Source organism: Pseudooceanicola nanhaiensis DSM 18065 (assembly GCF_000688295.1).
GTDB lineage: Bacteria > Pseudomonadota > Alphaproteobacteria > Rhodobacterales > Rhodobacteraceae > Pseudooceanicola > Pseudooceanicola nanhaiensis.
On the sequence record NZ_JHZF01000011.1, the window covers coordinates 726,159 to 751,845 of the forward strand.

Consider the following 25,687-nt stretch of genomic DNA (forward strand, 5'->3'; position numbering starts at 1 on the left):
ATGGCTGACCTTCGCAAGATCGTCATCGACGGCAAGGAAATCGAGGTGGATCCGGCGCTGACGCTGATCCAGGCCTGTGAGCAGGCCGGGATCGAGGTGCCGCGCTTCTGCTATCACGAGCGTCTGTCGATCGCGGGCAACTGCCGGATGTGCCTCGTCGAGGTCGTCGGCGGGCCGCCGAAGCCCGCTGCCTCCTGCGCGATGCAGGTCCGCGACCTGCGGCCCGGGCCGGAAGGCGCCCCGCCGGTCATCAAGACGAATTCGCCGATGGTGAAGAAGGCCCGCGAGGGGGTGATGGAGTTCCTGCTCATCAACCACCCGCTCGACTGCCCGATCTGCGACCAGGGCGGCGAATGCGACCTGCAGGACCAGGCGATGGCCTATGGCGTCGACTTCTCGCGCTACCGCGAGCCGAAGCGCGCCGTGGACGATCTGGACCTCGGCCCGCTGGTCGAGACGCACATGACCCGCTGCATCTCCTGCACCCGCTGCGTGCGCTTCACGACCGAGGTCGCGGGCATCACCCAGATGGGCCAGACCGGCCGGGGCGAGGATGCGGAGATCACCTCCTACCTCAACCAGACGCTCGATTCGGAGCTTCAGGGCAACATCATCGACCTCTGCCCCGTGGGCGCTCTGGTCTCGAAGCCCTACGCCTTCACCGCGCGGCCCTGGGAGCTTTCGAAGACCGAGACGGTCGACGTGATGGACGCGCTCGGGTCCTCGATCCGGGTGGACACGAAGGGCCGCGAAGTGATGCGGATCCTGCCGCGCAACCATGACGGCGTGAACGAGGAATGGATCTCGGACAAGACGCGCTTCGTCTGGGACGGGCTGCGGCGCCAGCGCCTCGACCGGCCCTATCTGCGCGTGGACGGCAAGCTGAAGCCCGCGACCTGGCCGGAGGCGCTGACGGCTGCCGCCAACGCGATGAAGGGCAGGAAGGTTGCCGGGCTGGTCGGCGATCTCGTCTCGGTCGAGGCGGCCTATGCGCTGAAGACGCTGGTCGAAAGCCTCGGCGGCACCGTGGAGTGCCGCACCGATGGCGCGAAGCTGCCCGCCGGCAACCGGTCGGGCTATGCCGGGACCGCCGCGATCGAGGACATCGACACCGCCGGCGGCATCCTTCTGATCGGGACCAACCCGCGCGCCGAGGCGCCGGTGCTGAACGCCCGGATCCGCAAGGCATGGCTGAAGGGCGCGCAGGTCGGGGTGATCGGCGAGGCGGTCGACCTGACCTACGATTACCACCATTTCGGCACCGACCGCGCGGCGCTCTCCGAGCATGTAAAGACCGCGAAGGAGGCGCCCGAGGACGAGAGCCAGGGCATCGTGATCGTCGGGCAGGGCGCCCTGCGCGAGGCGGACGGCGCGGCCGTGCTGGCCGCCGCGATGGAGATCGCCGAGGCGCGCAAGGCGAAGCTGCTGATCCTGCACACCGCCGCCTCCCGCGTCGGCGCAATGGACATCGGCGCCGTGACCGAGGGCGGCATGGAGGCCGCGCTCGACGGGGCGGAGGTGATCTACAACCTCGGCGCCGACGAGGTCGAGATCGGCGAGGGCGCCTTCGTGATCTACCAGGGCAGCCATGGCGACCGGGGCGCGCACCGCGCCGACGTGATCCTGCCGGGCGCCGCCTGGACCGAGGAGAACGGGCTTTTCGTCAACACCGAGGGCCGCCCGCAGCTGGCGCTCCGGGCCGGGTTCGCCCCGGGCGAGGCCAAGGAGAACTGGGCGATCCTGCGCGCGCTTTCGGCCGAGGCCGGAGAGACGCTGCCCTTCGACAGCCTCGCGCAGCTGCGCACGGCCATGGTCGAGGTGGCGCCGGTCCTGAAGGGGCTGGACGAGGTGGCCGAGAACGAATGGCAGGCCCTCGAGCCGGGCCAGCTGGGCGAGGCGAGCTTCGTCGGCGCGGTGAAGGACTTCTACCTCACCAACCCGATCGCGCGCGCCTCCGAGGTGATGGCCGATCTCTCGGCGCGCGCCAAGGCGCGGGGCCAGACCGCCATGGCCGCGGAGTAGGAGTGGGTCGCATGGCGCTCATACCCCTCGCCCTGGCCGGCCTGGCCGCCTGCGCTCCCGGGCCCGACCCGGCCGAGGCGAAGGCGCTGGCCGCGCAGCGGGCGGCCGGTCCGGCCCCCGCGGGGGCCGTCTACGAGGGAATCGAGACGCGGCTTCTGGACGGCGATCTGGTCAATTTCCACGTCCGTATGCGCGGTGCGCGGGACGACGCGGACCTGGCCCAGTACGCCGAATGCGCCGCGGCACAATATGCCCTGATCAGGGGCTACGGATTTGCCAGACATTTGCGCACAAATGTCGCTCAAGAGGGTGGCCTCTGGCTGGCAGATGCGGTTTATACCATCTCGGCGGCGCTGCCGGATGGACTGAAAACCATCGACGCCGAAGTGGTCGTCGCCGACTGCACGGAACGTAAGATTCCGACGGTATGAAAAGGATGTAGGGACCAATGAGCTTCTTTACCGACCATCCTCTGGGCATCTTGCTGCTGGTCATCGGACAGGTTCTGCTGATCGTCGTGCCGTTGCTCGTGGCCCTGGCGTTTCTGCTCTATGCCGACCGCAAGATCTGGGCCGCGGTGCAGCTGCGCCGGGGGCCGAACGTGGTGGGCGTCTTCGGCCTGCTGCAGAGCTTCGCGGACTTCATCAAGTACATCACGAAAGAGGTCGTGATTCCCGCCGGTGCCGACCGCGCGGTCTTCCTGATGGCGCCGCTGACGAGCTTCGTGCTGGCGATGGTCGCCTGGGCGGTGATCCCGTTCAGCGACGGCTGGGTGCTGTCGGACATCAACGTCGCGATCCTCTACATCTTCGCCGTCTCCTCGCTCGAGGTCTACGGCGTGATCATGGGGGGCTGGGCGTCGAACTCGAAATACCCGTTCCTCGGCTCGCTGCGCTCCGCCGCGCAGATGATCTCCTACGAGGTCTCGCTGGGGCTCATCATCATCGGCGTCGTGATCTCGACGGGTTCGCTGAACCTCAGCCACATCGTGCTGGCGCAGGAGGGCGACTGGGGCCTGTTCAACTGGTACTGGCTGCCGCACCTGCCGATGGTGTTCCTGTTCTTCATCTCCTGCCTGGCCGAGACCAACCGCCCGCCCTTCGACCTTCCGGAAGCGGAATCGGAGCTCGTCGCGGGCTACCAGGTGGAATATTCCTCGACCCCGTTCCTGCTGTTCATGATCGGCGAATACGTGGCCATCGTGCTGATGTGCGCGCTCGTCTCGATCCTGTTCTTCGGCGGCTGGCTCTCGCCGGTGCCGTTCCTGCCGGACGGGTTCTTCTGGATGTTCCTGAAGATGCTCATGGCCTTCTTCGTCTTCGCTCTGGTGAAGGCCGTGGTCCCGCGCTACCGCTACGACCAGCTCATGCGGATCGGCTGGAAGGTGTTCCTTCCGCTGTCGCTCGCCTGGGTCGTGATCGTCGCGTTCCTTGCAAAATTCGAAGTTCTCGGCGGGTTCTGGGCTCGCTGGGCGATTGGAGGCTGACATGGCCAGCATCGACTATGGCCGCGCCGCGAAATACTTCCTGCTGACGGACATCTTTGCCGGGTTCCGGATGGGCATGAAGTACTTCTTCAAGCCCAAGGCCACACTGAACTACCCGCACGAGAAGGGCCCGCTGTCGCCCCGTTTCCGCGGTGAGCACGCCCTGCGCCGCTATCCCAACGGGGAAGAGCGCTGCATCGCCTGCAAGCTCTGCGAGGCGATCTGCCCGGCACAGGCCATCACCATCGACGCGGAACCGCGCGACGACGGCTCGCGCCGGACGACGCGCTACGACATCGACATGACGAAGTGCATCTACTGCGGTTTCTGCCAGGAAGCCTGCCCGGTGGACGCGATCGTCGAGGGGCCGAATTTCGAGTTCGCAACCGAGACGCGGGAAGAGCTGTATTACGACAAGGCCAAGCTGCTCGCCAACGGCGAACGCTGGGAGGCCGAGATCGCCCGCAACCTCGAGCTGGACGCGCCCTACCGATGAGCGGCCGCGCCGGACATATCGCAGGAGGCGGGCATGGCTGATCCGTTCAACCCCTTCGAGAAGATGATGGAGCAGGCGCATGCCATGGCCAAGGCCATGAACCCCGCGCTCGAGAACTTCAATCCGAAGGCGTTCGAGGCGATGTGGCCGACGCTGCCCAAGGAGTTCATGGAGGTCGCCTTCGGCAAGGCCTTCAACAAGGAGGGGCTGGACAGCAAGACCCGGCTCTTCCTCGTGCTCTCGGGGCTGACGATGCAGGGCGCCGTGGCGGAAAGCCAGGTGCGGATGACGGTGCGCCACCTCATGGAGGCGGGCGCCACGAAACAGGAGATCGCCGAGGCCATCGCCCAGATGACGATGTTCGCCGGCGTCCCGGCCGTGACCAAGGCGGGCACGCTCGCCAAGGAAGTCATGGACGAAATGGAAGGGGATGAGGAATGACCATCTCGGTGCTGTCCTTTTATCTGTTCGCCATCGCGGTGCTGGCGGGGGGCCTGTTCACGGTCATCGCGCGCAACCCGGTGCATTCGGTGCTCTGGCTGATCCTGTCGTTCCTGTCGGCCGCGGGGCTCTTCGTCCTGCTGGGCGCGGAATTCGTGGCCATGCTGCTGATCATCGTCTACGTGGGCGCGGTTGCGGTGCTCTTCCTCTTCGTGGTGATGATGCTCGACGTCGATTTCGCCGAGCTGAAGGCCGAGATGGCCCGCTACATGCCGCTGGCGCTGCTGGTCGGCGTGATCCTGATGATGGAATTCGGCCTCGCCTACGGCTCCTGGGCCGAATCCGAGGGGGCCGAGGCCGCGCGGCTTGCCGTGACGCCCGCGGGCGTCGAGAACACCGCCGCGCTCGGGCTCATCGTCTACGAACAGTACTTCATGATCTTCCAGCTCGCGGGCCTGATCCTGCTGGTCGCGATGATCGGGGCCATCGTGCTGACCGTCCGCCACCGCAGCGACGTGAAGCGCCAGAACGTGCTCGAGCAGATGTGGCGCGACCCGGCCAAGGCGATGGAGCTGAAGGACGTCAAACCGGGGCAGGGGCTCTGAGCCTCTGACCGGGACCGGGCCCCGCCCGGACAAGGATAATGGGCCCGCCAAGGGCCCGCATATGGAAAGACCCCCGGCAGAGGGGGAGGAATGGGACAGCGATGAGCATAGCCAGTTGGATAGCCATCTTCTTCGCGGGCATCTTCGTGCCCGTGGTCCTCGGCGCCCGGGCGAACCGGCAGCGGAAAGGGGAAAGCAAATGATCGGTCTGGAGCATTACCTCACCGTCGCGGCGGCGCTCTTCGTCATCGGGATCTTCGGCACCTTCCTGAACCGGAAGAACGTCATCATCCTGCTGATGTCGATCGAGCTGATCCTGCTGTCGGTCAACATCAACCTCGTCGCCTTCTCGTCCTTCCTGGGCGACCTCGCGGGACAGGTCTTCACCCTCTTCGTGCTGACGGTCGCGGCGGCGGAGGCAGCCATCGGGCTCGCCATCCTCGTCTGCTTCTTCCGCAGCCGCGGCTCGATCGCCGTGGAAGACGTCAACGTGATGAAAGGCTGACGGCATGTTGCAGCTCATCCTCTTCCTGCCGCTCATCGGCGCCATCATCGCGGGCTTCGGCTGGCGCATCGTCACCGAACGGGGCGCGATGTGGATCACCACCGGGCTTCTCTTCGTGGCCTGCGCCTTCTCCTGGGTCACCTTCCTGGGCTTCGACGGCGAGCTGGTGAAGGTCTCGATCCTGCCCTTCATCGAAAGCGGCACGCTGACGACCGAATGGGCGATCCGGCTGGACCGGCTGACGGCGATCATGTTGATCGTGGTCACGACCGTCTCGGCGCTCGTCCACCTCTACAGCTTCGGCTACATGGCGCATGACCCGCAGTGGAAAGAGGGCGAGAGCTACAAGCCGCGCTTCTTCGCCTACCTGTCCTTCTTCACCTTCGCGATGCTCGCGCTGGTGACCGCGGACAACCTGGTGCAGATGTTCTTCGGCTGGGAAGGCGTGGGCGTCGCCTCCTACCTTCTGATCGGCTTCTACTACCGCAAGCCCTCGGCCAGCGCGGCGGCGATCAAGGCCTTCGTGGTCAACCGTGTGGGCGACTTCGGCTTCGCGCTCGGCATCTTCGCGCTCTACTACCTGACGGACTCGATCGACTTCGACACCGTCTTCGCCGAGGCGCCGCGCCTGGCGGGCGTGAACCTCGAGTTCCTCGGCATCTCCTGGGATGCGACCGAGGTCGTGGTCCTGCTGCTCTTCATCGGCGCCATGGGCAAGTCCGCCCAGCTTCTGCTGCACACCTGGCTTCCGGACGCGATGGAAGGCCCGACCCCCGTGTCGGCGCTGATCCACGCCGCGACCATGGTGACCGCGGGGGTCTTCATGATCTGCCGCATGTCGCCGCTGGTCGAGTTCGCCCCCGATGCCAAGTCGATCATCGTCTTCATCGGCGCCTCGACCGCGTTCTTCGCGGCGACCGTCGGCCTCGTGCAGAACGACATCAAGCGCGTCATCGCCTATTCGACCTGTTCGCAGCTCGGCTACATGTTCGTGGCCGCGGGCGTCGGCGTCTATTCGGCGGCGATGTTCCACCTCTTCACGCACGCCTTCTTCAAGGCGATGCTGTTCCTCGGCGCGGGCTCGGTCATCCACGCGATGCACCACGAGCAGGACATGCGGAACTACGGCAACCTGCGGAAGAAGATCCCCTATACCTTCTGGGCGATGATGATCGGCACGCTGGCGATCACCGGCGTCGGGATTCCGCTGACCCATATCGGTTTCGCCGGGTTCCTCTCGAAGGACGCGATCATCGAATCCGCCTGGGCGGGCACCGCCGGGGGCTACGGCTTCTGGATGCTCGTGATCGCGGCGCTCTTCACCAGCTTCTATTCCTGGCGGCTGATCTTCATGACCTTCTTCGGCGAGCAGCGCGGCGACCGGCACACGCACGAGCATGCGCATGAAAGCCCGATGGTCATGCTGATCCCGCTCGGCGTGCTGTCGCTGGGCGCGATCTTCGCGGGCATGGTCTGGTACGGCTCGTTCTTCGGCAGCCATGACAAGGTCAACGCCTTCTTCGGCATCCCGGCCCATCACGCCGAGGCCTCGGAAGAGGGGCATGGCGAAGGCGTGGGCGCAGCGCTCGAGGCCGCGGGCGAGGGTGACGGCGAGGCCGTGGCCGACGCGCTGACCGAGGACCCGGGCCATTCCGAAGCCGGCTCCGCCGCCGAGAGCGCGCATACCGTGCCCTCGATCGGCGCGGGCGCGGCGCCGCAGGGCGCGATCTACATGGCCCCCCAGAACCACGTCATGGACGACGCGCACCATGCGCCCGTCTGGGTCAAGGTCTCGCCCTTCGTCGCGATGGTGCTGGGTCTGCTGGTGGCCTACTGGTTCTACATCGTGAACCCCGCGCGCCCGCGTCAGCTGGCCGAGGCGCAGCGGCCCCTCTACCTCTTCCTGCTGAACAAGTGGTACTTCGACGAGCTCTACAACTTCATCTTCGTCCGCCCGGCCTTCTGGCTCGGCAGCTTCCTGTGGAAGAAGGGTGACGGAAAGACCATCGACGGCGGCATCAACGGCCTCGCCATGGGGATCATCCCGTTCTTCACGCGGCTCGCCGGTCGGGCGCAGTCCGGTTACATCTTCACCTATGCCTTCGCCATGGTGATCGGGGCGGCGATCCTCATCACCTGGATGACCATCGGCGCGGGAGCGGAATAATGTCGAACCTTCTCTCGATCACCTGTTTCATCCCGGCCGTCGCCGCGCTGATCCTCGGGATCTTCCTGCGCGGCGAGGACGAGGCGGCACAGCGCAATGCCAAGTGGGTGGCGCTGATCGCCACCTCGCTGACCTTCATCGTCTCGCTCTTCATCCTGTTCGGCTTCGACCCCTCCGACACCGGCTTCCAGTTCGTCGAAGAGCATCCCTGGCTGCTCGGCCTGGAATACAAGATGGGCGTCGACGGGATCTCGGTCCTGTTCGTGCTGCTGACCACATTCATCATGCCGCTGACCATCGCGGCGAGCTGGGACGTGAAGACCCGGGTGAAGGAATACATGATCGCCTTCCTCGTGCTGGAAACGCTCATGCTGGGCGTGTTCATGGCGCTGGACCTGGTGCTCTTCTACCTCTTCTTCGAGGCCGGCCTGATCCCGATGTTCCTGATCATCGGCATCTGGGGCGGGAAGGAGCGCATCTACGCCTCGTTCAAGTTCTTCCTCTACACCTTCGCGGGCTCGGTCCTGATGCTGGTGGCCATGGTGGCGATGTATGCGCAGGCCGGCACCACCGACATCGAGACGCTGCTGACCTTCCAGTTCGCCTCCGATCCGATCACCTTCCTCGGCATCCGCTTCGCGGCGGGGCTGCAGACGCTGCTCTGGATCGGGTTCTTCGCCTCCTTCGCGGTGAAGATGCCGATGTGGCCGGTCCACACCTGGCTGCCGGACGCCCACGTGCAGGCGCCGACGGCGGGCTCCGTGGTGCTGGCGGCGATCCTGCTGAAGATGGGGGGCTACGGCTTCCTGCGCTTCTCGCTGCCGATGTTCCCCGAAGCCTCGGCCGACCTCGCGCCGCTGGTGTTCTGGATGTCGGCCATCGCCATCGTCTACACCTCGCTCGTGGCACTGGTGCAGGAGGACATGAAGAAGCTCATCGCCTATTCGTCCGTCGCGCACATGGGCTATGTCACCATGGGCATCTTCGCGGCGAACCAGCAGGGGATCGACGGGGCCATCTTCCAGATGCTGAGCCACGGCTTCATCTCGGGCGCGCTCTTCCTCTGCGTCGGCGTGATCTACGACCGGATGCACACCCGCGACATCGACGCCTACGGCGGCCTCGTGAACCGGATGCCGGCCTATGCGATGATCTTCATGCTCTTCACCATGGCCAATGTCGGCCTGCCGGGCACCTCCGGCTTCGTGGGTGAATTCCTGACCCTGATGGGCATCTTCCAGGTCAACACGATCATCGCCGCGGTGGCCACCACCGGCGTGATCCTCTCGGCCGCCTATGCGCTCTGGCTCTACCGCCGGGTCGTGTTCGGCGACCTGATCAAGGAAAGCCTGCGGACGATCTCCGACATGACCCGCCGCGAGAAGGCAATCTTCGCGCCGCTCGTGGTGATGACCCTGTGGCTCGGCGTCTACCCGAGCCTCATCACCGATATCATCGGCCCCTCGACCGAGGCGCTGGTGCAAAACTACGAGACCGCCACCGCGGAGGGCCGAGAGGCCACCCGGGTCGCGGCCTCGCACTGACGGAGCCCTGAGACGATGCAGTCCGATCTGAACGTCATCCTCCCGGAAATCATCCTGTCGCTCTACGCGATGCTGGCGCTGCTCGGCGCGGTCTACACGACCAAGGACAAGGCCGCCTCGCTCATCGTCTGGATGACGGCCGCGGTCATGGTCATCCTGGGGGTCTGGCTCCTGGTCTACGGCGACGCCGGGGACCGCACCGCCTTCTTCGGCATGTTCATCGACGACGGCTTCGCGCGGTTCTCGAAGGTGGTCATCCTGTTCTCGGCCGCCGCCGTGCTGGTCATGGGGCAGGAATACATGCTGCGCCGCGGGATGCTGCGGTTCGAATACCCGCTGCTGGTCGCGCTGGCCGTGGTCGGCATGATGGTCATGGTCTCGGCCGGCGACCTCATGACGCTCTACATGGGGCTCGAGCTGCAGTCGCTGTCGCTCTACGTCATGGCCTCGATCCGGCGCGACAGCGCCAAGGCGACCGAGGCGGGCCTGAAGTACTTCGTGCTGGGCGCGCTGTCGTCGGGCCTGCTGCTCTACGGCGCCTCGCTGGTCTACGGCTTCTCGGGCACGACGCTCTTCTCGGGCATCATCCTCGCCGCCGGTGACGGACAGGTGTCGCTGGGCCTGCTCTTCGGCCTCGTCTTCATCATCTCGGGCCTCGCCTTCAAGGTGTCTGCGGTGCCGTTCCACATGTGGACGCCCGACGTCTACGAAGGCGCGCCGACCCCGGTCACCGCCTTCTTCGCCACCGCGCCCAAGGTCGCGGCCATGGGGCTCTTCGCCCGGGTGATGTTCGATGCCTTCGGCGGCGTGATCGGCGACTGGCAGCAGATCGTGGCGCTCCTGTCGCTTCTGTCGATGTTCCTCGGCGCCTTCGCCGCGATCTCGCAGACCAACATCAAGCGCCTGATGGCCTATTCCTCGATCGCCCACATGGGCTATGCGCTGATGGGTCTGGCCGCGGGCACCGTGGTCGGCGTGCAGGCGATGCTGATCTACATGGCGATCTACGTCACCATGAACATCGGCGTCTTCGCCTTCATCCTGACGATGGAGCGGGACGGCCAGCCGGTGGTCGATATCGCCTCGCTGAACCTCTATTCCAGGGTCCAGCCGGGCCGGGCCTTCGCGGTTCTGCTGCTGATGTTCTCGCTCGCGGGCGTGCCGCCGCTGATCGGCTTCTTCGCCAAGCTCTGGGTGCTGCGCGCGGCGGTGGATGCGAACCTCGGCTGGCTCGCGGTCGCGGGGGTGCTCGCCTCGGCCATCGCGGCGTTCTACTACCTGCGGATCGTGTTCTACATGTATTTCGGCAAGGAGGGCGCGGTGCTCGAGACCGGGCGCTCGCCGGTGCTCTGGACGATGCTGATGGCCTCGGCCGCGATCATGCTGATCGGGATCGTGAACCTCTTCGGCATCGAAGCCGCGGCCGAAGCCGCCGCCATGACGCTGGTCAATTGACCGGAGGGCCGGGCGACGGCTGGCCCCTGGGCGTCGCCCGGCTCGTCCTCGACGAGACCGACAGCACGCTGAGCGAGGCCGACCGCCGGTTCGAGGAATTTCCCGGACCGGCCTGGATCCTCGCCCGCCGCCAGACCACGGCGCGCGGACGCCGGGGCCGGCCGTGGAAGCAGCCCGAAGGCAATTTCGCCGGCACCTTCGTCACCCGCGTCGAGGGCGGCCCCGAGGCCGCGGCGCTGCGCAGCTTCACCGCCTCGCTCGCGCTCTACGACGCCTTCGTCGCGGTCACCGGGCGGACGGAGCCCTACAGCCTGAAATGGCCGAACGACGTGCTGCTGAACGGCGGCAAGGTCGCGGGCATCCTGCTGGAGAGCATCCAGCGGGGCGGCCGGATGGTCGGCGTCGGCATCGGCATCGGCGTCAACCTCGCCGAGGCGCCCGCGGCGGCGGATCTGCCGCCCGAGGCGGTGCGCCCCGCCGCGCTCGCCTCGGAAACCGGGGTGCTGGCGACGCCCGAAGAGTTCCTGACCCCGCTGGCCCAAGCCATGGCCGCGCATGAGCGGACCCTGCGCGATTACGGCTTCGCGCCGATCCGCGAGGCCTGGCTCGCCCGCGCCGCCCGGCTGGGCGAGGAGATCGTCGCGCGGACCGGCAAGGCCGAGACCCGCGGCATCTTCGACACGGTGGACGAACAGGGCCGCCTGATCCTGCAGACGCCCATCGGGCGGCAGGCCATCGCGGCGGCGGACGTGTATTTCTGAGCTTTCTTGGAGGAGGGCTGCGATGCTGCTGACCATCGATTGCGGCAACACCAACACGGTATTCTCGATCTGGGACGGCGAGCGGTTCCTATGCACGCTGCGCACCTCGACCGAGCACCAGCGGACGGCGGACCAGTATTACGTCTGGCTTTCGGCGCTGCTGGCCCATCACCGGATCCCGCTGGACATCAACGCGGTCATCATCTCGTCGACCGTGCCGCGGGTGGTGTTCAACCTGCGGGTCCTGTCGGACCGCTATTTCAACACGCGGCCGCTGGTCGTCGGCCGGCCCGAATGCCTGCTGCCGCGGATGCCGCGGGTGGACGAGGGCACGCAGGTCGGCCCCGACCGGCTGGTGAACTCCGCCGGCGCCTTCGACCGCTACGGCGGCAACCTGATCGTGGTGGATTTCGGCACCGCGACCACCTTCGACGTGGTGGCCGAGGACGGCGCCTATGTCGGTGGCGTCATCGCGCCGGGCGTGAACCTGTCGCTTCAGGCGCTGCACGAGGCGGCGGCTGCGCTGCCTCACGTCGATGTGACCAAGCCGCAGAAGGTCATCGGCACCAACACGGTTGCCTGCATGCAGTCGGGCGTGTTCTGGGGCTATGTCGGGCTCGTCCGCGGAATTTGCGACCGGATTCGGGGCGAATATGATAAGCCTATGCGCATTATCTCGACCGGGGGCCTTGCGCCGCTCTTCCAACAGGGCGACACGCTCTACGACGAATTCGACGAGTTCCTGACGATTCACGGGCTCAGGATCATCCACGACTACAACAAGGCTCAGGGGACTGCATGACCGCCGAGAGATTGATCTACCTCCCCCTCGGTGGCGCCGGGGAAATCGGGATGAACGCCTATGTCTACGGCTATGGTGCGCCGGGTGAGGAACGTCTGATCCTCGTCGACCTGGGCGTGACCTTCCCGGACATGGACAGCACCCCGGGGGTGGACCTGATCATGGCGGATGTCACCTGGCTGGCCGAACGCAAGGACCGGCTGGAAGCGGTGTTCATCACCCATGCGCACGAGGACCACGTCGGCGCCGTCGGCCATCTCTACGAGGCGCTCGGCAAGCCCGAGCTGGTGGCCCGCGCCTTCACCGCCAACATCGCGCGCGGGAAGCTGTCGGAATACGGGATCGGCGAGAACGCCGTGCGCGTCGCCTCGGCCTGGCCCGAGGTGGTGCAGGCGGGGCCGTTCAAGGTGTCCTTCCTGCCGATGTCGCATTCGATCCCCGAAAGCTCCGCGCTGGTGATCGACACGCCGGCGGGCCGGGTGATCCACACCGGCGACTTCAAGCTGGACCGCACGCCGCTCGTGGGCGAGCCCTATGACCCGGACGTCTGGGCCGAGGTCTCGAAGCCCGGCGTCCGCGCGCTGGTCTGCGATTCCACCAACGTCTTCTCCCGGCATGAAGGCCGGTCCGAGGCGACCCTGGGCGACGAGATCACCAAGCTCGTCGCCTCGGTGCCCGAGATGATGGTCGCGACCACCTTCGCCTCGAACGTCGCGCGGGTGAAGACCCTGGCCGAGGCGGGCGTCCGCGCCGGGCGCTCGGTCTGCCTGATGGGCCGGGCGATGCGGCGGATGATCGAGGCCGCGGTCTCGACCGGCGTGCTGGCGGACTTCCCCTCGACCGTCTCGCCCGAGGATGCCGCGAGCATCCCGCGCGAGAACCTGATGCTGATCGTCACCGGCAGCCAGGGCGAACGCCGGGCGGCCTCCGCCCAGCTGTCGCGCGGCAAGTACCTGGGCGTCGAGCTGAAGGAAGGCGACACCTTCCTCTTCTCGTCCAAGACCATTCCCGGCAACGAGCGCGGCGTGATCTCGATCATGAACGCCTTCTCGGAAAAGGGCGTGGACGTGGTCGACGACAACGACGGGCTCTACCACGTCTCGGGCCATGCCAACCGGCCCGACCTTATGGAGATCCACCGCATCGTCGATCCGCAGATGGTGATCCCCATGCACGGCGAGCACCGGCACCTGCGGGAACACGCGAAACTGGCCGAAGAGCTCGGCCGTCCGGGCGTCATCGCCGTCAACGGCACCATGCTGGACCTGACGGGCAACGCGCCGAAGGTCGCGGAATATGTCGAGACGGGGCGCACCTACCTCGACGGCTCGGTGCGGATCGGGGCGCTCGACGGGATCGTGCGCGACCGGATCCGGATGGCGCTGAACGGCCATGTCACCGTCACCGTCATCATCGACGAAGAGGACGAGCCGCTCGGCGATCCGTGGTGCGACGTGCGCGGGCTGTCCGAAACCGGCCGCTCGAATGCGCCGCTTCAGGACGTGCTCGAGGAGGACCTGTCGCAATTCCTCGGCCGGGCAGGTGCCAAGACCCTGCGGGACGATGACAAGCTGGAAGAGGCGCTCCGCCGCGTGGTTCGGCAGGGCGCGCAGGACGAGATCGGCAAGAAGCCGGAAGTGACCGTGGTGATCAGCCGTCTGTCGGCCTGATCCCCTCTGGCGGGGCCTGTTCCGCGAGGAAGCGGGACAGGGCCTGCCGGATCGCTTCAGGCGAGAGGAATTCCATCCCGACAAGGTGGTCGCGCGACCAGCGCCAGCGCACCCTGACCAGACCGATGTTGCGCATGTGCAGGCTCGTCAGGCGGTCAAAGGTGTAGGCCGCGACGTGCAGGGGCATCTCGACCCGGGCGCCGCCGAGCGAGAGGTCGCGCAGCCGACCATGCGCCATCCGATCCGAGAAATTCACCTGACATGACAGATCGACGGGCACCCGCGGGTGCTGGCGCCGGTCTGTATGGGGATACCGTGCGAGCGTCTGCATGGTCTGCCTCGTGCGAAACCGATGTCTGGCGCCGGTGAATAACCGCCCATGTGTGTATGCCGGGTAAACGAAGCGCGCGCCGGTCGGACCGGCGCGCGCTCTTCAATGACTGTCCGGCGGAGCGGGAGGGCGGCCGTCAGGACGCCTTGCGCTCGTCGAAGGAGAGGGCGATGAAGCTGGGCATGTGATCGCCCATGCCGACCACGCCTTCGCTGCGGTCGGATTTCGGCCGCCCGCCGCGACCCCGGCGTTCCCGTCCGCGGCCGCTTTCGCCCTGATCGCCGCGGTCGTCGCGCTCGGCCTGGGCGGGCGCGGCCTCTTCGACATTCGGCATCTCGGCGGCCGGTGCGTCAGCCTTCGGTGCGTCGGTCTTCGCTGCGTCAGCCTTCGGCGCCTCGGTCTTCGGGGCTTCGGCCTTCGGCTCGGATGCCGGGGACCGGCGGCGCGTGCGGGTGCGGGTCGGCTTCTCCGCCGGTTGTTCGTCGGCGGCCTCGGGCTCTGCCTGGGCCGGCGCGTTCGGCATCTCGATCCGGGGGATGGTCTTCTCGACCAGCCGTTCGATGTCGGCGAGGTTCTTTTCGTCGCGCGGCACGCAGATCATCACCGCCTTGCCGTCACGGCCCGCGCGGCCGGTCCGGCCGATGCGGTGAACGTAATCCTCGGCATGGCTGGGCACGTCGAAGTTGAAGACGTGGGACACCGACGGCACGTCGAGCCCGCGCGCCGCCACGTCGGAGGCGACGAGCAGCTTGAGAGAGCCCTCGCGGAAGCCGTCGAGCGTGCGGGTGCGTTGCGACTGGTCCAGGTCGCCGTGGATCGGCGCCGCGTCCAGCCCGTATTTCTTGAGCGATTTCGCGACGATATCCACGTCCGTCTTGCGGTTGCAGAAGATGATCGCGTTGGTCAGGCGCTCGCCCTCGGCCTCGATCAGGTCACGCAGCAGCCGGCGCTTTTCCGAGCCTTCGCGGTCCTTGCGGGACCCCTTGAACATCACCACGCCCTGCTCGATGTTCTCGCCGGTGGTGGCCTGGCGCGCCACCTCGATCCGTGCGGGGCCGGAGAGGAAGGTGTTGGTGATCCGCTCGATCTCGGGTGCCATGGTGGCCGAGAAGAACAGCGTCTGCCGGGTGAAGGGCGTGAGCGAGAAGATTCGCTCGATGTCCGGGATGAAGCCCATGTCGAGCATCCGGTCGGCCTCGTCCACCACCATGATCTGCACGCCGGTCAGCAGCAGCTTGCCGCGCTCGAAATGGTCGAGCAGGCGGCCGGGGGTGGCGATCAGCACGTCGACACCCTTGTCGATCAGCGCGTCCTGCTCCTTGAACGAGACGCCGCCGATCAGCAGCGCCTTCGTCAGCTTCACGTGCTTGGCATAGGTGTCGAAGTTCTCGGCCACCTGCGCGGCCAGTTCGCGCGTCGGGCAGAGCACGAGGCTGCGCGGCATGCGCGCGCGCGCCCGGCCCTTGGCCAGCATGGTGATCATCGGCAGCGTGAAGCTTGCCGTCTTGCCCGTGCCGGTCTGCGCGATGCCGAGCACATCCTTCCCCTGGAGCGCCGGGGGAATGGCGCCCGCCTGGATGGGTGTCGGGGTTTCGTACCCGGCTTCGGAAATTGCCTTGAGGACCTTCGGGTCCAGTTCTAGATCAGAAAACGTGGTCATGTGTGTCCGTTGTTGACGGACACTTCAGGCCCGCCGCATCAGAGGGATCCGGACCCGGATGGTCCTGCGTCTCATGCGCTACTCGATCCCGCGGCGGGATGTACCTCAATTTCCCGATGCGGTCAATCACGCCGCGGTCTTGGGCGCGTGACCTTGCGGAAAATCAAGATGTTGGCGCAGAAGCCGCACATTCCGGAGGTTCGACTTGAATCCCATGTCGAAGAGATCGCCCAGAAGGGGGATGCTGCCGACCACGAAATCCACGCCCATGTTCGCTGCCATCCGCGAGAGCGTCGCGCGGCTCGCGCCGAGCTTGTGCGCGCGGTAGAGGATGTAGAGGCCCGGGCCGAGCGTCGCGACGTCGCCGACGCCCGGGATCAGGCCAAGCACGCCGTCCCAGCCGATGCGGGTGCCGATGATCGGCAGCCGGAAGGCGGCGTCCATGTTGCGGGCCAGCCATTCCAGCCGGTCGAGTTCGGCGGCGGCGCTCTTGCTGTCGCGGTGCGTGCGTCGCCCGGTGTCGTTGTAGGCAGTGTCGGCCATGGCCTGCTCCCGAAAGACGGTTGTGCCGGTAAACGTGCCGCCTGCGGTCAGGGTTCCTTGCGGGCCGCGCGATAATGGGCCAGCACGCTCAGCCGGATCGCCGTGGCGAGGCCGATCTCGGGGTCGCGCGCATCGTCGATCTCGGTGGCGAGCTGGTTGATGCCCTTGTTCTGGGCCTCGGCGATTTCGCGGAAGGCCTGCCAGAACTCGTCCTCCAGCGTGACGGAGGTGCGGTGCTGGTGCAGGGTGAGCGAGCGTTTGACCGGCCGGCTCATGCGTCGCGCTTGTGTCCGTCGATCCTGCGGGTTGCGCGTTCGGCCTCGGCCTTGTCGCGCTGCTTCTCGGCCCTGGTCCGGCCGAATTTCACCGCGTTCTCATCGGCCTGCGCGCGTTTTTTCTCGCGGGCCTGCTGTTTGCGGAAACGGTTGAGGTTGGTCGGTTCGGCCATCTGCCAAAGATAGGCGGCGGCCCGGGTGCCGTCCAGATGCCATGGGCGCAAAGAAAAACGCAGGGGCGCGGGGCCCCTGCGTTCAGATGCTCTCTGCAGGAGGTGTCAGTCCTTCGGGCCGATCATGTCCTCGGGGCGCACCACGCGGTCGAAGGTCTCTTCGTCCACGAAGCCGAGCGCCACGGCCTCTTCCCGCAGCGTCGTGCCGTTCTTGTGCGCGGTCTTCGCGACCTTTGTGGCGTTGTCGTAGCCGATGGTGGGGGCGAGCGCGGTGACAAGCATCAGGCTCTCCTTCATCAGCTTCTCGATCCGCGCCTCGTTGGCCTCGATGCCCACGACCATGTTGTCGGTGAAGGCCGAGGCCGAGTCACCCAGAAGCTGCATCGACTGGAGGACGTTGTAGCTCATCATCGGGTTGTAGACGTTGAGCTCGAAATGGCCCTGGCTGCCCGCGAAACCGACGGCGGCGTCGTTGCCCATGACATGCGCGCAGACCATGGTCAGCGCCTCGGCCTGGGTCGGATTCACCTTGCCCGGCATGATCGAGGAGCCGGGCTCGTTCTCGGGCAGGATCAATTCGCCCAGGCCCGAGCGGGGGCCCGAGCCCAGCAGGCGGATGTCGTTGGCGATCTTGAAGAGCGAGGCCGCGACGGTCTTCAGCGCGCCCGAGAACATGACCATGGCGTCATGGGCGGCCAGCGCCTCGAACTTGTTGGGCGCGGTGACGAAGGGCAGGCCGGTGATCTCGGCCATGTTCTTCGCGACCATCTCGGCCCAGCCCTTTTTCGTGTTCAGCCCGGTGCCGACGGCGGTGCCGCCCTGGGCGAGCTCGTGGATGTCGGGCAGGCAGGCCTTGACCCGTTCGATCCCCTTGCGGACCTGGTGCGCGTAGCCCGAGAATTCCTGGCCCAGCGTCAGCGGCGTCGCGTCCTGGGTGTGGGTCCGGCCGATCTTGATGATGTCCTTGAAGGCCTCGCTCTTGGCCTCGAGCGCAGCCGCCAGCTTCTCGAGCCCCGGCAGCAGAACGTCGCGCGCCTGCATGGCGATGGCCACGTGCATCGCGGTCGGGAAGGTGTCGTTGGAGCTTTGCCCCATGTTGCAGTGATCGTTCGGGTGCACGGGCTTCTTGGAGCCCATCTCGCCGCCCAGCATCTCGATCGCGCGGTTCGAGATCACCTCGTTCGCGTTCATGTTGGACTGGGTGCCGGAGCCCGTCTGCCAGACGACCAGCGGGAAGTTGTCGTCGAACTTGCCGTCGATGACCTCGGTCGCGGCGGCAACGATGGCCTCGCCGACCTCCTTGTCGATCGCGCCCAGCTCGAGATTGGCCTGCGCGCAGGCCTTCTTGACCACGCCGAGCGCCCGGATGATCGGGACCGGCTGCTTCTCCCAGCCGATCGGGAAGTTCATGATCGAACGTTGGGTCTGGGCGCCCCAGTACTTGTCTGCGGGCACCTCCAGCGGGCCGAAACTGTCGGTCTCGGTGCGGGTCTTGGTCATTGGATCAGCTCTCCCCTGCGGAATGTCGCAGCCGGTTTAGCGGATCTGGGGGCGAGTTCAATGTCGCACGGCGCGAAACCCGCCGCGGGGCGCGCGCTACTTGCGGAAGGTATCCAGCCGCACGACCTCGGCGTCGCGCTTTTCCGAGGGCTTCCTGTCGCGGTGCAGCTCTTCCTTCGACTGGTCGCGGAGCGGCAGCGGATCGGCGGGGGGCGTCGGATCGTCGTCGTCCTCCTCCTCGTCGTCTTCCTCGAACTCCTGGGTCTCGAAGCGCAGGCCGAATTCCACCGACGGATCCACGAAGGTCTTGATGGAATCGTAGGGGATGAACATCCGCTCGGGCGCGTCCCCGAAGTTGAGCGTGACCGCGAAGCCGTCGTCGCCGACCTGAAGGTCGTCGAACCAGTGCTGCATCACCACGGTCATCTCTTCCGGATACCGCTCCTTCAGCCAGTCGGCGAGCGTCGCCTCGGGATGGGTGGTGTCGAAGGTGATGAAGAAGTGGTGCTGGCCGGGCAGGCCGTCCTGCGCGACGTCGCTCAGAACCCGCTGGATCAGCCCGCGCATCGCCCGGTGCATAAGCCTGCCATAGTCGATGGTTGCCGACATCGCGTCCCTCACTTGCTCGACCCCAACATAAGGGATTCGAAGGAAAACGAAAGATGCGGGGTGAAGAAACGGGGGCGGGGTTCAGCCTGCCGCCACGTCGAGCGCAAGACCCGCCATCGCCATCAGCGCCATCGCGGGCAGAAGCCCGAGCCGGAGGGCGAAGACCAGCACGGCCGAGACGGCGATCAGGGCCAGCGCGGCGGGGTCGAAACTGCTCCAGTCCGGGCGCGGCGGCATGCTGCCGGGGGCGATGCGGGCGAAGAGCACATGCAGCGCGAACCAGGCCGACAGGTTGGCGATGACGCCTGCGACGGCCGCGGTGATGCCCTGCAGGGCGCCGGCGAGCCGCGGGGCGGAGAGCAGGCGTTCGAGATGCGGGGCGAAGGCGAAGATCCACAGGAAGCAGGGCACGAAGGTCATCCAGAGGCAGAGCGCCCCCGCCATGAGCGCCATCGGCCAGCCGGCCTCCTTCGCGCCCGCCACCATGGCGGTGAACTGGGTGACGAGGATCAGCGGCCCCGGCGTCGTCTCGGCCAGGCCGAGCGCGTCGATCATCTCGCCCGTGGTCAGCCAGCCATAGCCCTGCACCACCTCCTGCGCCATGTAGGCGAGCACCGCGTAGGCGCCGCCGAAGGTGACGACGGCGAGCTTGGCGAAGAAGAGCGCGATGTCGGTCAGGAACACGGAACCCGCCAGCCAGACCGCGACGAGCGGCATGGCCCAGAGGAGGAGCCAGAGCGCGACGGTGCGCAGCGTCGCCGCCAGCGGCACGGGGCGGCCGGGCGGCGCGGGGTCGGGCGGGGCGGCCGGGCCGAGCAGGGCGCCGATCGCCGCGGCGGCCAGGATGATGAGCGGGAAGGGCACCGCGAGAAGGAAGATCGCCACGAAGGCCGCGGCGGCAAGGGCGATGTCGGCGGGACGGCGGAGCGCCTTCTTCCCCATCCGGATCATCGCCTGGACGACGACCACCACGATCAGCGCCTTGATCCCGTCGAAGGCCGCCTGCACGGCCGGAAGGTCGCCCCAGGCGACATAGGCGAGCGCGAGCGCCACGATGACGAGCGCGCCGGGCAGGACGAAGAGCAGGCCGGCCATCAGGCCGGCGCGGGTGCCGCCCAGCCTCCAGCCCGCCCAGGTGGCCAGCTGCATCGCCTCGGGGCCGGGCAGGAGCATGGCGAAGGACAGCGCGCCGAGGAACTGCTTTTCCGAGAGCCATGCCCGTGTCTCGACGAGCTCGCGGTGCATGATGGCGATCTGCGCCGCCGGTCCGCCGAAGGACAGAAGGCCGATGCGGGCGAAGGCGCGGAAAAGGTCGGGAGGGGCGGCCAGGGTCTGCATCCTCGGTTGAGGTCGCGCTCTTTTGGCGGGCGAGGCGGACCTTGGCAAGCGGGAGGGCGGCCTGTCACAGAAGTTTCGCGAACCGACCGGGGGGGCCTTCGCCTGCGCAGCATGCGCCTGGTCCGAGGCATCGTCTGTCATGTGGGGAAAGTGCAGGCTTCTGTTGCCAGGTGCCTGCGAACCCCGCCTTACGCGGCTAAGCGCAAGGACTTAAAGATCGATTACTCGAACCGCTTACGCGGCCAGAGCAACCGGAGCACGATTGTTGTTGGCAATTATGCTTAGCGTACCGATAACGGTGGTAACTCACCGGGACAAAGCAAACACCTTTAGACGTTCGTCGATCCTGTTTCGGCCCCATGATCCCCCAACAAAGGATGTATGGTGGAGCCGCCGGGTACCGCCCCCGGGTCCGAACCGCTTATTACGTGCGCGTTTATGTCCATAGTCGGTTGCCCGACAGGGGACATATAGGACTGCCCGTCCGGAATTTCAAAGGCTTTCACGCATTCCGATGGCGAGATTTTTCTTCGCCTTCTCCCGCTCGCGCCGCGCCTCGAAGGCCTGCCGGCGGGGCAGCCAGCGATAGTCCGGGTCCCCGGTGACGGGCCCCCAGTGCAGATCGCCGCCGTAGCGCCAGGGGTCGAGCACGATGCCGTCGTAGAGCCCCGCGCCCCGCGCCGAGACGATGAGCGTGGAATGCTCGATCCGGGCGTTGTCCGCATTGGCGATGGCGCGGTGGAGGGCGAGGGTTTCGAAGCCTTCCGCGGCCAGCCGCGCCTCCATGTCGTCGGCCCAGTCCTTGCAGAGCCCGCGCGGCTTCAGCCCCATGTTCACCTTGGTGTTGTGGACGAGCGGCGGGTCCGACACCTCGTAGCGCTGGCGGAGCTCGAGCGGGTAGTCGAGCGCGATGCGGGCCGCGCGGGCGGCTTCCTCCGGGTCGACGTCGGGCGAGAGGGCGGCGATCTCGGCGGTGAGCGGGCCCACCTCGCGGGCGGCCGATGCGGGCGTGTGATCCGGCGCGTAGCCCGAACAGCCCGCCGCCAGAAGACAGGCGGCGAGCAGGGGGAGGAGGCGCGATATCAGGGGGATACGCGCCATGCGGGGATCACGCCGGCTGGCTCAGCTTGACCAGCGCGTGGCGCTTCTTGCCGGCCGAGACCTTGGTGAAGTCGCGCAGACGCTCGACATTCACGAAGGGGAAGTCCTTCGACACCGGCTCGCCGTCGATCAGGGCGCCGTTCTCGGCGATCAGGCGCTTCGCGTCCTTGCCCGAGGACGCCAGCTTCGCCTCGACGAAGATCGTGTTGGCGGCGCAGTAGAGGCCCGGTTCCGGCGCGTCGATCGTCTCGCCCTGAAGGAAGTTCAGCCCGGTCAGGTCGAACTTCGGCAGATCGTCCCCGACGCCGCCCTTCTCGAAGACCTCGCGCGCGGTGGTCTCGGCCGTCGCCGCCGCCTCGGCCCCGTGCAGGAGCGTCGTGACCTCGTTGGCGAGGATGATCTTCGCCGCGTTGATCTCAGAGCCCCCGAGCGCGCCGAGCCGGTCGCATTCCTCGACCGGAAGCTCGGTGTAGAGCTTGAGGAAGCGGCCCACGTCGGCATCGGTCGTGTTCCGCCAGAACTGCCAGAAGTCATAGGGCGACTTCATGTCCGCGTTCAGCCAGACCGCGCCGTCGGCCGTCTTGCCCATCTTCTTGCCGTCCGAGGTGGTCAGCAGGTGCGAGGTCAGCCCGTAGATCTCGTGATCGAGCACGCGGCGGGTCAGGTCGATCCCGTTCACGATGTTGCCCCACTGGTCCGAGCCGCCGAACTGCACGAGGCAGCCGTAGCGCCGGTTCAGCTCGAGGAAGTCGTAGGCCTGCAGGATCATGTAGTTGAACTCGAGGAACGACAGCGATTGTTCGCGGTCGAGCCGGGATTTCACGCTTTCGAAGGACAGCATCCGGTTGACCGAGAAATGCCGCCCGATGTCGCGCAGGAACTCGAGGTAGTTGAGCCCGTCGAGCCATTCGGCGTTGTTCAGCATGAGCGCCTTGTTCGGCGCCTCGGTGTCGTAGTCGATGTAGGCCGCGAAGACCTGTTTGATCCCGGCGATGTTGTCGTCGATCTGGTCGGGCGTCAGCAGGGGGCGTTCGTCGGCACGGAAGGAGGGATCGCCCACCTTGGTCGTGCCGCCCCCCATCAGGGTGATCGGCTGGTGGCCGGTCTTCTGCAGCCAGCGCAGCATCATGATCTGGATCAGCGAGCCGACATGCAGCGATTTCGCTGTCGCGTCGAAGCCGATATAGCCCGGGACGACTCCTGCCAGCAGGGCTTCGTCGAAGCCCTGGTAGTCGGTGCAGTCGGCGACGAAGCCGCGCGCCTGCATGACGTTCAGGAAGTCGGATTTGGGGCTGTAGGTCATGGCACTTGTCCGGGATTTGGTTGCGCGGCAGTGTATAGGCCGCAGGCAGGGGAAGGAAAAGGGCATGTTGAAGCCCAAGGGCAAGCCGCAGGCGCCGGTCCGGGCGCTCGGCACGATGTCGGGGACCTCGCTCGACGGGGTCGACGTGGCGGTCGTGGAGAGCGACGGGGAGCGGATTTTCGGCTTCGGAGAGACGGCCTATCGCGAATACACCAACGAGGAGCGCGAGGTGCTGCGCCGGGCCCTGGGCCGCTGGCCGGGCGAGCCGGGCGTCGCCGAGGCCGCCGAGGTCGTCCAACGCGCGCATACCGAAGTCATGTCGCGGTTCCGCGACGTCGAGATCGCGGGTTTCCACGGCCAGACCCTGGCGCATGAGCCGCGGGGGCGGGGGACGCACCAGCTGGGCGACGGCGCGGCGCTGGCGCGCGCGCTCGGGCTGCCGGTGGTCTGGGACTTCCGCTCGGCGGATGTGCGGTTCGGGGGCGAGGGCGCGCCGCTCGCGCCGTTCTTCCATTTCGCCTGCGCCAAGTGGATCGGCGCGCGGGAGCCTCTGTGCTTCCTCAACCTCGGCGGCGTCGGGAACCTGACCTATGTCGATCCCTCGCAGCCCGCGCCCGAGAGCGAGGGCGCGCTGCTGGCCTTCGACACGGGGCCCGCGAACGCGCCGATCAACGACCTGATGCAGGAGCGGCGGGGCGAGGCCTGTGACCGCGACGGCGCGCTGGCCGCGAAAGGGGACGTGGTGGAGGGGGCGCTCGAGCTCTTCCTCGACGATCCCTTCTTCTCGCGCATGCCGCCGAAGTCGCTCGACCGCAACGCCTTCGCCGAGATGGTGGGCCTGGTGCGGGAGCTGTCGGATGCCGATGCGGCCGCGACGCTGACGGGGATGTCCGCGGCGGCTGTGCTGCGCGGGATGGAGCATTGCCCGAAGCCGCCCGAGCGGGTGCTGGTGACGGGCGGCGGACGGAAGAACCCGGTCCTGATGGAGATGATGGCCGTGGCGCTCGACTGTCCCGTGGTGCCGGTCGAGGAGGCAGGGCTCGACGGCGACATGCTCGAGGCGCAGGCCTTCGCCCATCTCGCCGTCCGGGTGGCGCGCGGGATGGCGACCTCGTGCCCCTCCACCACCGGGGTGCGGGGCGCGATCGGCGGCGGCGAGATCTCGCGCGGGGTGGCGGGGCAGGTCTGACGGGGCGAACGGCATGTGAAGTCCGTGTCGTTCGGCCCGGTCCGGGCACCCGGCGCGGTCCCGTTGCGCGCCCGGGGATGACAGCGCATTGGCGAGAACGGACCGCTTCTGCGGACGGTTCACCGGTGCGGACAGGCGCTCTTGTCGGCAAGGCGCACCGGTGGAGGCGACGCGCGGGGGGGCCGCTGATCATGGAGACCTCTGCGGACGTGGCGGGATAGCGACGCCGACCCGGACGTGTCGTGGTGGCGAACAGTTTCACGATTATCGAAATATCGCTTTGCGGTCCGCAAAGATTTCTATATTTCTAGAATCATGAAAACGACTCACCCCACCACCGACCCCGATTTCGACCTCGCCCGGGCGGCCTCGACCTTCGCGGCCCTCGGCTCCGAGCAGCGGCTCACCGTGCTCCGGACCCTGGTCCGGGCGGGGCCGGAGGGGCTCTCGATCGGAGAGCTCGGCACCCGCAGCGGCGTCACCGGCTCGACCCTGACCCATCACATGAAGATCCTCGCGCAGGCGGGCCTCGTCCACCAGCGCAAGGCGGGGCGCAGCATCATCTGCGCCGCCGTCGCCTACGAGGAACTGCGCGACCTGTCCGGCTTCCTGCTGCGCGAATGCTGCGCCGACGCGGGAGCCCCGAGCCCGAAAGGCACATCCGATGACTGACCTGAGCACGCCCCCGTCCCGCAGCCTGCGAAGCCTTCGGGGCCGGGTCGACGGCGCCCTGGCCGCGATGGTCGTCGTGGTGCTGGCCCTGGTGATCCTCGATCCGGCGCAACTGGGCGACACGATCCGCTTCGCCGCGGCCGCGCTGATCCGGACGGCGCCGGTGATCCTCTTCGCGGTGCTGGCGATCGGCTACATGAAGGCGAGCGGGGCGGAGACGCTGCTCTCGAAGGCCTTTACCGGGCGCGAGGGGCGGATGATCCTGATGGCGGCGCTTCTGGGCGGGCTCTCGCCCTTCTGCTCGTGCCAGGTCATCCCCTTCGTCGCCGCGATGCTGGCGCTTGGCGTGCCGCTCTCGGCGGTCATGGCCTTCTGGCTGGCCTCGCCGATCATGGATCCGGGCATGTTCATCGTGACGGCGGGCACGCTGGGCCTGCCCTTTGCGATCGGCAAGACGCTCGGCGCGGTGGCGCTCGGCCTCTTCGGCGGCACGGTCACGATGCTGATGCGCCGCAGCCCGGTCTTCGCCGACCCGCTGCGCGCGAAACCGCAGGTCGGCGGCTGCTGCGGGGTGAAGAAACCCTACGAGGGCCGCCCGGTCTGGGCCTTCTGGAGCGAGCCCGACCGGCGCGAGACCTTCCGCAGCTCGATCATGGAGAACGCGGTCTTCCTGCTCAAATGGCTGACGCTGGCCTACCTGCTGGAAAGCGTGATGCTGACCTACGTGCCCTCGGCATGGGTGGCGGGCGTGCTGGGCGGCGAGGGGGCCTGGCCCATCCTTCTGGGCGCCCTCGTCGGCATGCCCGCCTATCTCAACGGCTACGCGGCGGTCCCGCTGGTGGATGCGCTGCTGGCCCAGGGGATGGCCCCCGGCGCGGCGATGTCCTTCGTGATCGCGGGGGGCGTCAGCTCCATCCCCGCGGCGGTCGCGGTCTGGGCGCTGGTCAAGCCGCGCGTCTTTGCCGCCTATCTCGGGCTGGCGGTGACGGGTGCGGTGATGGCCGGGCTGGGCTGGCAGCTCGTCGCCGGGTGATCCGAG

General features: G+C 67.2%; 26 protein-coding genes and 1 other RNA gene. 16 read left to right on the forward strand and 11 right to left on the reverse strand.

Translation table 11 applies throughout. The annotated features are described in order from the left end of the window. From nuoG to Q344_RS0104530, 13 genes are all read left to right on the forward strand, one after another. Positions 1-2,022, forward strand: coding sequence for an NADH-quinone oxidoreductase subunit NuoG (nuoG, locus tag Q344_RS0104465; RefSeq protein ID WP_028285618.1), 2,022 nt, complete (start codon positions 1-3; stop codon positions 2,020-2,022). 11 nt (positions 2,023-2,033) lie between these two features. Continuing rightward, positions 2,034-2,453 carry a hypothetical protein gene (locus Q344_RS0104470; protein WP_036538316.1) on the forward strand — a complete coding sequence of 140 codons (420 nt, stop codon included), beginning with the start codon at positions 2,034-2,036 and terminating at the stop codon, positions 2,451-2,453. A 17-nt stretch (positions 2,454-2,470) separates the two neighbouring features. Continuing rightward, positions 2,471-3,508, forward strand: coding sequence for an NADH-quinone oxidoreductase subunit NuoH (gene nuoH, locus Q344_RS0104475; RefSeq protein WP_028285620.1), 1,038 nt, complete (start codon positions 2,471-2,473; stop codon positions 3,506-3,508). A 1-nt stretch (position 3,509) separates the two neighbouring features. After that, positions 3,510-4,004, forward strand: coding sequence for an NADH-quinone oxidoreductase subunit NuoI (gene nuoI / locus Q344_RS0104480; protein WP_028285621.1), 495 nt, complete (start codon positions 3,510-3,512; stop codon positions 4,002-4,004). A gap of 33 nt (positions 4,005-4,037) precedes the next feature. After that, positions 4,038-4,445 (forward strand): carboxymuconolactone decarboxylase family protein, encoded by a 408-nt coding sequence (locus Q344_RS0104485; RefSeq protein ID WP_028285622.1) that lies wholly within the window; start codon positions 4,038-4,040, stop codon positions 4,443-4,445. Continuing rightward, a complete protein-coding gene (locus tag Q344_RS0104490; protein ID WP_028285623.1) occupies positions 4,442-5,050 on the forward strand; it encodes an NADH-quinone oxidoreductase subunit J in 609 nt (202 codons plus the stop codon). Before Q344_RS0104485 ends, Q344_RS0104490 begins: the two co-directional genes overlap by 4 nt. Positions 5,051-5,249: 199 nt before the next feature. After that, positions 5,250-5,555, forward strand: a complete 306-nt coding sequence (nuoK, locus tag Q344_RS0104500; RefSeq protein ID WP_028285625.1) for an NADH-quinone oxidoreductase subunit NuoK — start codon at positions 5,250-5,252, stop codon at positions 5,553-5,555. A gap of 4 nt (positions 5,556-5,559) precedes the next feature. Continuing rightward, positions 5,560-7,722 (forward strand): NADH-quinone oxidoreductase subunit L, encoded by a 2,163-nt coding sequence (gene nuoL / locus Q344_RS0104505; protein ID WP_028285626.1) that lies wholly within the window; start codon positions 5,560-5,562, stop codon positions 7,720-7,722. Beyond that, positions 7,722-9,266, forward strand: coding sequence for an NADH-quinone oxidoreductase subunit M (locus Q344_RS0104510; RefSeq protein ID WP_028285627.1), 1,545 nt, complete (start codon positions 7,722-7,724; stop codon positions 9,264-9,266). Before nuoL ends, Q344_RS0104510 begins: the two co-directional genes overlap by 1 nt. Positions 9,267-9,281: 15 nt before the next feature. After that, complete coding sequence (nuoN, locus tag Q344_RS0104515; RefSeq protein WP_028285628.1) at positions 9,282-10,721, forward strand: NADH-quinone oxidoreductase subunit NuoN; 1,440 nt, start codon at positions 9,282-9,284, stop codon at positions 10,719-10,721. Beyond that, positions 10,718-11,482: a biotin--[acetyl-CoA-carboxylase] ligase gene (locus Q344_RS0104520; RefSeq protein WP_051630269.1), complete on the forward strand. Its 765-nt coding sequence runs from the start codon at positions 10,718-10,720 to the stop codon at positions 11,480-11,482. Before nuoN ends, Q344_RS0104520 begins: the two co-directional genes overlap by 4 nt. Before the next feature lie 22 nt (positions 11,483-11,504). Continuing rightward, a complete protein-coding gene (locus Q344_RS0104525; protein WP_028285630.1) occupies positions 11,505-12,284 on the forward strand; it encodes a type III pantothenate kinase in 780 nt (259 codons plus the stop codon). Next, a complete protein-coding gene (locus Q344_RS0104530) occupies positions 12,281-13,954 on the forward strand; it encodes a ribonuclease J (RefSeq protein WP_028285631.1) in 1,674 nt (557 codons plus the stop codon). The genes Q344_RS0104525 and Q344_RS0104530 overlap by 4 nt, the downstream gene beginning before the upstream one ends. On the opposite strand, the gene Q344_RS0104535 is transcribed toward Q344_RS0104530, so the two are convergent. The 11 genes from Q344_RS0104535 to tyrS form a co-directional block, all read right to left on the reverse strand. Continuing rightward, a complete protein-coding gene (locus Q344_RS0104535; RefSeq protein WP_028285632.1) occupies positions 13,935-14,285 on the reverse strand; it encodes a PilZ domain-containing protein in 351 nt (116 codons plus the stop codon). The genes Q344_RS0104530 and Q344_RS0104535 overlap by 20 nt on opposite strands. 136 nt (positions 14,286-14,421) lie before the next feature. Continuing rightward, positions 14,422-15,945 (reverse strand): DEAD/DEAH box helicase, encoded by a 1,524-nt coding sequence (locus tag Q344_RS0104540; RefSeq protein ID WP_028285633.1) that lies wholly within the window; start codon positions 15,943-15,945, stop codon positions 14,422-14,424. Positions 15,946-16,071: 126 nt separating this feature from the next. Further along, positions 16,072-16,488, reverse strand: coding sequence for a DUF4112 domain-containing protein (locus tag Q344_RS23100; protein WP_084178293.1), 417 nt, complete (start codon positions 16,486-16,488; stop codon positions 16,072-16,074). A gap of 47 nt (positions 16,489-16,535) precedes the next feature. Then, entirely contained in the window at positions 16,536-16,763 is a 228-nt protein-coding gene (locus Q344_RS0104550) for a ribbon-helix-helix domain-containing protein (protein WP_028285634.1), read from the reverse strand. Continuing rightward, positions 16,760-16,987, reverse strand: a complete 228-nt coding sequence (locus tag Q344_RS23105; protein WP_342342019.1) for a DUF4169 family protein — start codon at positions 16,985-16,987, stop codon at positions 16,760-16,762. The genes Q344_RS0104550 and Q344_RS23105 overlap by 4 nt, the downstream gene beginning before the upstream one ends. A gap of 54 nt (positions 16,988-17,041) precedes the next feature. Continuing rightward, complete coding sequence (gene fumC / locus Q344_RS0104560) at positions 17,042-18,436, reverse strand: class II fumarate hydratase (protein ID WP_028285635.1); 1,395 nt, start codon at positions 18,434-18,436, stop codon at positions 17,042-17,044. Between the two features lie 96 nt (positions 18,437-18,532). Then, on the reverse strand, positions 18,533-19,045 hold the full coding sequence (locus tag Q344_RS0104565) for an SspB family protein (protein WP_028285636.1): 513 nt from the start codon (positions 19,043-19,045) through the stop codon (positions 18,533-18,535). Between the two features lie 81 nt (positions 19,046-19,126). Further along, positions 19,127-20,383 (reverse strand): chromate efflux transporter, encoded by a 1,257-nt coding sequence (chrA, locus tag Q344_RS0104570; protein ID WP_036538319.1) that lies wholly within the window; start codon positions 20,381-20,383, stop codon positions 19,127-19,129. 149 nt (positions 20,384-20,532) lie between these two features. After that, positions 20,533-20,883, reverse strand: a transfer-messenger RNA (tmRNA) gene (gene ssrA / locus Q344_RS25355). Continuing rightward, positions 20,876-21,484, reverse strand: a complete 609-nt coding sequence (locus Q344_RS0104575) for a hypothetical protein (protein WP_036538321.1) — start codon at positions 21,482-21,484, stop codon at positions 20,876-20,878. Before Q344_RS0104575 ends, ssrA begins: the two co-directional genes overlap by 8 nt. Positions 21,485-21,491: 7 nt before the next feature. Continuing rightward, the gene (gene tyrS, locus Q344_RS0104580; RefSeq protein ID WP_028285639.1) at positions 21,492-22,787 is read right to left on the reverse strand and encodes a tyrosine--tRNA ligase; all 1,296 of its coding nucleotides are present in this window, start codon (positions 22,785-22,787) and stop codon (positions 21,492-21,494) included. A gap of 64 nt (positions 22,788-22,851) precedes the next feature. Here tyrS and Q344_RS0104585 point away from each other — a divergent pair, with 64 nt between their 5' ends. The 3 genes from Q344_RS0104585 to Q344_RS0104595 all read left to right on the forward strand — a co-directional run bounded on the left by Q344_RS0104585 (position 22,852) and on the right by Q344_RS0104595 (position 25,681). Continuing rightward, on the forward strand, positions 22,852-23,976 hold the full coding sequence (locus Q344_RS0104585) for an anhydro-N-acetylmuramic acid kinase (RefSeq protein WP_028285640.1): 1,125 nt from the start codon (positions 22,852-22,854) through the stop codon (positions 23,974-23,976). Positions 23,977-24,291: 315 nt separating this feature from the next. Further along, positions 24,292-24,648, forward strand: a complete 357-nt coding sequence (locus Q344_RS0104590) for an ArsR/SmtB family transcription factor (protein WP_028285641.1) — start codon at positions 24,292-24,294, stop codon at positions 24,646-24,648. Then, positions 24,641-25,681 carry a permease gene (locus Q344_RS0104595; protein ID WP_028285642.1) on the forward strand — a complete coding sequence of 347 codons (1,041 nt, stop codon included), beginning with the start codon at positions 24,641-24,643 and terminating at the stop codon, positions 25,679-25,681. Before Q344_RS0104590 ends, Q344_RS0104595 begins: the two co-directional genes overlap by 8 nt. The last annotated feature ends 6 nt before the right edge of the window (positions 25,682-25,687 follow it).